The organism is Mycobacterium sp. TH-M116, assembly GCF_057473685.1.
This window is the reverse complement of sequence record NZ_JBYCLC010000291.1, coordinates 1-6,335: the sequence shown is the minus strand read 5'-3', so window position 1 is coordinate 6,335 and position 6,335 is coordinate 1. Positions and strand designations below refer to the sequence as shown.

The 6,335-nt window shown below is 68.0% G+C and carries 8 protein-coding genes; 2 read left to right on the top strand and 6 right to left on the bottom strand.

From position 1 onward, the window contains the following. From AC2VOK_RS15130 to AC2VOK_RS15120, 3 genes are all read right to left on the bottom strand, one after another. On the bottom strand, positions 1-161 hold a 161-nt coding region (locus AC2VOK_RS15130), incomplete at its 3' end, for a WXG100 family type VII secretion target (RefSeq protein WP_428901215.1). An 83-nt stretch (positions 162-244) separates the two neighbouring features. Further along, positions 245-1,426 (bottom strand): PPE family protein, encoded by a 1,182-nt coding sequence (locus AC2VOK_RS15125; RefSeq protein WP_428901213.1) that lies wholly within the window; start codon positions 1,424-1,426, stop codon positions 245-247. A 371-nt stretch (positions 1,427-1,797) separates the two neighbouring features. After that, complete coding sequence (locus AC2VOK_RS15120) at positions 1,798-3,210, bottom strand: glycine--tRNA ligase (RefSeq protein ID WP_428901214.1); 1,413 nt, start codon at positions 3,208-3,210, stop codon at positions 1,798-1,800. Positions 3,211-3,398: 188 nt separating this feature from the next. Here AC2VOK_RS15120 and AC2VOK_RS15115 point away from each other — a divergent pair, with 188 nt between their 5' ends. Then, positions 3,399-3,815 (top strand): ArsR/SmtB family transcription factor, encoded by a 417-nt coding sequence (locus AC2VOK_RS15115; protein WP_428901212.1) that lies wholly within the window; start codon positions 3,399-3,401, stop codon positions 3,813-3,815. Beyond that, positions 3,812-4,204, top strand: coding sequence for a Fur family transcriptional regulator (locus tag AC2VOK_RS15110; RefSeq protein WP_428901211.1), 393 nt, complete (start codon positions 3,812-3,814; stop codon positions 4,202-4,204). Before AC2VOK_RS15115 ends, AC2VOK_RS15110 begins: the two co-directional genes overlap by 4 nt. A 4-nt stretch (positions 4,205-4,208) precedes the next feature. Here AC2VOK_RS15110 and AC2VOK_RS15105 read toward each other — a convergent pair whose 3' ends face one another. The 3 genes from AC2VOK_RS15105 to recO form a co-directional block, all read right to left on the bottom strand. Then, positions 4,209-4,637: a hypothetical protein gene (locus AC2VOK_RS15105; protein ID WP_428901210.1), complete on the bottom strand. Its 429-nt coding sequence runs from the start codon at positions 4,635-4,637 to the stop codon at positions 4,209-4,211. 14 nt (positions 4,638-4,651) lie between these two features. Further along, on the bottom strand, positions 4,652-5,545 hold the full coding sequence (locus AC2VOK_RS15100; protein WP_428901209.1) for a decaprenyl diphosphate synthase: 894 nt from the start codon (positions 5,543-5,545) through the stop codon (positions 4,652-4,654). Continuing rightward, on the bottom strand, positions 5,538-6,335 hold a 798-nt coding region (recO, locus tag AC2VOK_RS15095; protein ID WP_428901208.1), incomplete at its 5' end, for a DNA repair protein RecO. The genes AC2VOK_RS15100 and recO, both read right to left, overlap by 8 nt.

Here is a 6,335-nt window from a genome sequence, read left to right as displayed (position 1 = left end):
TACGACGTGGCCTGCGCCTGCCCACTCCAGCCCGCACCGGCGATGTTCATCGACGACGCCCACATCTTGCGGGCCTCATCCTCCACCGTCTGCGCATGGGTCTCGAAACGACCCGCCATCGCCCGCATCTCATGCGGATCAGTCAAAAAACGTGTAGCCACGTTCGGTTCCTTTCACGTCAACATTTCACTCACCCCGCACCACGCCGCAGCTTGCGGCGCGCGACGGCAGCCAACTCTGCGGTTTATCCGACCCCGGTGCGCGGGATGACGCTCGGCCGGGACTGGGTCACGTGATTCGGGCTGGCCCCGCCGCGTCCCAGCGGCATGCCGCCCGCGGCGGCACCCGCTCCGCCCATCGGCATCGGCATCATGGGCATGCCGCCACCGCCACCAGCCGGCATGGCGGCCGCAGCACCGGCGGGCATTTCGGCGCCCACACCCGACATCGCCGCGCTGACCATGCGCGCCGGCGACGACCCCTGCCACGTCGGCGGCACCGACATCGCTCCGACCAGACGCGCCTTGCTCAGGCCGGCCGACGCCGCTCCCAGGCCGCCCAGACCGGCGCCGCCCAAGCCCTTGGGGGTCACGTCGCCGACGAATTTGGGAGCACCGGCCAGCGATGCGGCAGCACCCGCCCCGACCCCGGCTCCGGCCCCGCCGCGCATTGCCATGTTGGCCAGCATCATCATCGGCGACATCATCATGCTGAGCGGGTACATGCCCATCTCGGCCACCGACAGCAACGCTGGGTTCGCCTCCAGCGAGGAGATCACACCCGTCACCGGCGCCAGCACCCCACTGGACATCACCGCACTTCCGGCCGAGCCCAACGACGAGGCCATCCCGGTCAGCGGGGCCGTGAGCACGCCCCCCAGGCTCGAGAGGCCGGCCAGCAGATTAGGCGGCGCACTGAACGCCGGCAGCATGGCCGCCGCCGCGGTCGCCGCCCCGTGGTAGCCGAACATGGCGGCCACGTCCTGGGCCCACATCTCCACGTACTCGAACTCGGTGGCGAAGATCGCCGGCGTGTTCTGACCCAGGAAGTTCGTCGCCACCAGCGTCGCGAGCTGGCTGCGGTTCGCCGTCACGGCCGCCGGGGTCACCGTCGCCGCCAGCGCCGTCTCGAAGCCCGACGCGGCCGCCAGCGCCTGCGCGCCCGCCGCCTCGGCCTGCGCCGCGGCCGCGTTCAGCCAGCTCACGTAGGGCACCGCCGCCGCGGCCATCGACATCGACGCCGGACCCGCCCATGCTCCGTTGGACATCCCCGTCACCACCGAGTTGAAGGACGAGGCCGCGCCGGACAGGTCGGCGGCCAAGTTGCTCCACGCCGAAGATGCCGTGAACAGGGGCCCGGATCCCGCACCCGAAAACATCAGCGCCGAATTGATCTCCGGCGGCAACCACGGAAACGAAGGAAACATCTACACCCCACCACATTCAGCCGATCAACGGCTTCGATGACCAATCAGATTCCACTGTCATTGCGCGACGGCCGATGGTGCCCGACCGCCATGGATAGAGCGTAGAGCACTTCCCGAGCAAAAACCCATGCTTTCTCCAAACTTTTAAACCGACGCACCGACCTCCGGCAGCTCCCGATCACTCGTCCGCCCGACTGCGCAACCGTGCCAACTACCGTGCCCGGTAAAGCGACAATGACGCCAGAAGAAAATCCGGGTGAACCTGGTCAGAATTCCCCTCCGACGCCGACTCGGAGCGCCACTGAACGGATCGCCGCGACCCGGCGGCAAAGGCGATCAGGCACGCACGCGAAGGACCGCCGCGGGCACAATCACCGGCACGCCTTGAGTCGCACCGCCAGGTAGTCGACGACGGCAGTCATCGCGACCCGCTCCTGCGTCATGGAGTCGCGCTCGCGCACGGTCACGGCGCCGTCCTGCAGGGAGTCGAAGTCCACCGTCACGCAGTACGGCGTGCCGACCTCGTCCTGGCGCCGATAGCGGCGGCCGATGGCGCCGGCGTCGTCGAAGTCGATGGTCCAGCACGTGCGCAGCTCGGCGGCCAGGTCGCGGGCCTTGGGGCTCAGGTCGGCGTGCCGCGACAGCGGCAGCACCGCCGCCTTGACCGGCGCCAGCCGCGCGTCCAGCCGAAGCACCGTCCGCTTGTCCATCCCGCCCTTGGCGTTGGGGGCCTCGTCCTCGGTGTAGGCGTCGATCAGGAACGCCATGAACGACCGGGTCAGCCCGGCCGCGGGCTCGATGACGTACGGGGTGTAGCGCGCGTCGGTGGCCTGGTCGTAGAACGACAGGTCCACGCCGGAGTGCTTCGCGTGGGTGGACAGGTCGAAGTCGGTCCGGTTCGCCACGCCCTCGAGTTCACCCCACGGGTTGCCGGCGAAGCCGAACTTGTACTCGATGTCGACGGTGCGGTCGGAGTAGTGGGACAGCTTTTCGGCGGGGTGTTCGTAGAGCCGAAGGTTCTGCGGATCGATGCCGAGGTCGACGTACCACTGCCGGCGGGTGTCGATCCAGTACTGGTGCCACTTTTTGGCGGTCGACGGCTCGACGAAAAACTCCATCTCCATCTGTTCGAACTCGCGGGTCCGGAAGATGAAGTTGCCCGGGGTGATCTCGTTGCGGAAGCTCTTGCCGATCTGCCCGATCCCGAACGGCGGCTTCTTGCGGGCCGTCGTCATCACGTTGACGAAGTTGACGAAGATGCCCTGCGCGGTCTCCGGCCGCAGATAGTGCACCCCCTCCTCGGTCTCGATCGGCCCGAGGTGGGTCTTGAGCATCATGTTGAACTCGCGCGGCTCGGTCCACTGGCCCTTGGTGCCGCAGTCCGGGCAGGTGATCTCGCTCATCGGCACCGAGTCGGGGGACGGGAGATCTTTTTTCGCCGCGTTCTTGGCCACATAGGCCTCCTGCATGTGGTCCTGGCGGTGCCGGTGGTGGCAGTTGAGACATTCGACCAGCGGATCGTGGAACACCTCGACGTGGCCGGAGGCCACCCAGACCTGTCGCGGCAGGATGATCGAGGAGTCCAGACCCACCACATCGTCACGGCCGGTGATCACCGAGTGCCACCACTGCCGCTTGATGTTCTCCTTGAGCTCCACACCCAGCGGCCCGTAATCCCACGCCGACCTGGTGCCGCCGTAGATCTCGCCCGAGGGATAGACGAAGCCCCGCCGTTTGGCGAGGTTCACTACGGTGTCGATGACGGACGCCACGGCGCGGTGCACTCCTTCTCGGATCGGGGAAGACACGTGCGGCGAGGATCCGCCGCGGACAAAACTGCAGTCATGGTATCCACCGGCCTCCCGGTCTTTGACATGCGTCATCATGCATGTGACAGTGGAGACTGGCCGTACCGTCGGGACCGCGGTCAGCTGTCCCGATTTCCGTCACTTCTCGAGGTGATCACTCCACCATGGCGACGTCCTCCCGCACGCCGACGGCCGCCGACGGCGACAGCGGACCCGAGCTGGGTCTGGCCGTCCACGAGCACGGCCCGGCCGGCCCCGGTGAGCACGACGCGTTCGCCGGGTACCCGGTGCCGCCCCCGCGGGAGATCCTCGACGCCGCCGGCGAACTGCTGCGCGCGCTGGCCGCGCCCGTGCGGATCGCCATCGTGTTGCAGCTGCGCGAATCCCACCGCTGCGTCCACGAGTTGGTCGACGCACTGGGCGTGCCACAACCGCTGGTCAGCCAGCACCTGAAGATCCTCAAGGCGGCGGGCGTGGTGACCGGCGAGCGCGCGGGCCGAGAAGTGATGTACCGGCTCGCCGACCACCACCTGGCGCACATCGTCGTCGACGCCGTCGCCCACGCCGGCGAAGACGCATGACCGGACCCAGTGTGCGCTCCACCCGGCAACGAGCGGCCATCTCCTCCCTGCTGGAAACCCTCGACGAATTCCGCTCGGCGCAGGAGTTGCACGACGAGCTACGGCGCCGCGGCGAGAACATCGGGCTGACGACCGTGTACCGGGCGCTGCAGTCGATGGCGGCGGCGGGGATGGTCGACACGCTGCGCACCGACACCGGCGAGTCGGTCTACCGCAGGTGCTCGGAACACCATCACCACCATCTGGTGTGCCGCAACTGCGGCTCCACGATCGAGGTCGGCGACCACGAGGTCGAACAGTGGGCTGCCGAAGTGGCCGCCAAGCACGGCTTCTCCGACGTCAGCCACACCATCGAGATCTTCGGCCTGTGCTCGGAGTGCAGGTCCTGACCGTTCAGGACGCCAGTTGGCGGGCCATCTCGGCGCCGGTGTCGAGCACCAGCAGGACCAGGGTGCGCAGGGCGTCGTCGGTCAGACCGGCGCCGGGGAAGTTGTACCGCATGATCACGTCGGCGCTCTTGACCGCGTCCTTGCCGGAATTGTGCTGCACCGGTTTGGCGTTCGCTTTCTCCACCAACGTCACGCTGCCGAAGTTGCTGTCCCGAGCCTGCCTGGCCACCTGGTCGGCGACCTTCTCGGTGAGCGGCAGATCCCACGCCAGCACCTGGGTGAGCGAGACCAGGTCGAGGTCCTCGGCGATGTTGACCACCCGCAACGACGCGATGGTGCCTCCGTGGCGGACCGTCAGCGCACCATCGGGTTCCTCGTCAGCGGGAACGACGTCGACGAGGACGGACTCCAGACGCTCCTGCAATGACGCCACTGAACACTCCCGAATCAGGCACTCCCGAATCGCCGGTTGCGAGAAGCATATTCCTCGCAAGCTGCCCACAAGTCGCGGCGGTCGTAATCGGGCCACAGCTTGTCGGAAAAGATGTACTCGGCGTAGGCCGCCTGCCACAGCATGAAGTTGCTGGCGCGCTGCTCCCCCGACGTCCGCAGGAACAGGTCGACATCGGGGATGTCGGGCCGCTGCAGGTGGCGGGCGACCGTGGACTCGGTGACGCGATCCGGGTTCAGCCGGCCCGCGGCCGCCTCACGAGCGATTTCCTTTGCTGCTGCAGCGATTTCGGTCCGACCACCGTAGTTGACGCAGTAGTTGACGGTGATGACGTCATTCCCGTCCGTCATCGCCTCGGCGATCGCCAGTTCGTTGATGACGCTGCGCCACAACCGCGGCCGCGACCCCACCCACCGGATCCGGACGCCCATCTCGTTGAGGTTTTCGCGGCGCCGTCGCACCACGTCCCGGTTGAAACCCATCAGAAACCGGACTTCCTCGGGCGAGCGCTTCCAGTTCTCGGTGGAGAATGCGTAAAGGCTGAGCCACTTGATACCGAGTTCGATTGCGCCGCAAGCAATGTCGATCACCACAGCCTCGCCCATCTTGTGCCCATCGGTACGGTGGAGCCCGCGTTGGGTGGCCCAGCGGCCGTTGCCGTCCATCACGATCGCGACATGGTTGGGCAGCCGGTCGGCCGGTATTCGCGGCGCGGCCGCCTTCGAAACGTGCTGGGGGGGCCTGCGCGGACCGCCGCCGGGCGGAGGCGGCAACTCGGGGAAGTCGACCGGCCACCTCGACGTGTCGGGGAAGACCGGGTAGTCGTCGGGGGCGGGTGGCAACTGAGGGAAGTCGATCGGCTTCGCCGTGCTGTCGGCTTTTTTAGCCACAGGCCAGGTCCTGCCGGGCTGTTGCCGCGCGCAGGTCGGCGACCGTGCGGTCGACCCGGTACGTCCGCTCGACCAGTGGCAGCGTTTTGAGCTGCCGCTCCAGGTGCCATTGCAGGTGCGCGGCCACCAGTCCGCTGACATGGCTGCGCTGTGACTGCGGCGCCACCTGGGCAGCCTCCCAGTCGCCGTCGTGCAACGCGCACATCAGGTCCAGCACCCCCGGCGGCGGGGTGGTGGAACCGGCCGGACGGCAGTGCGCGCAGACGCTGCCTCCGGCGGCGATGTGAAACGCTCGGTGCGGCCCGGGCGTGGCGCACCGAGCGCACTCGACCAGCGCCGGCGCCCACCCCGCGACACCCATGGCGCGCAGCAGGTAGGCGTCCAGCAGCAGGTCGCGGGGACGGTGCCCGTCGGCCACCGCCCGCAGCGCGCTCACCGTGAGCCGGTGCAGGGCCGGGATGGGTGCCCGCTCCTCGCCGGCGAGGCGTTCGGCGGTTTCCAGCATGGCGCACCCGCAGGTGTACCGGCCGTAGTCGTTGACGATGTCAGTGGCGAACGAGTCGATCGCCACCACCTGGGTGACGATGTCCAGGTTGCGGCCCGGGTGCAGTTGGACGTCGATGTGCGCGAAGGGCTCCAGCCGAGCGCCGAATTTGCTGCGGGTGCGGCGCACGCCCTTGGCCACTGCGCGAACCAGCCCGTGCTCGCGGGTCAGTAGGGTGACGATCCGGTCGGCTTCGCCGAGCTTGTGCTGGCGCAGTACAACCGCCTGGTCTCGATACAGCCGCAT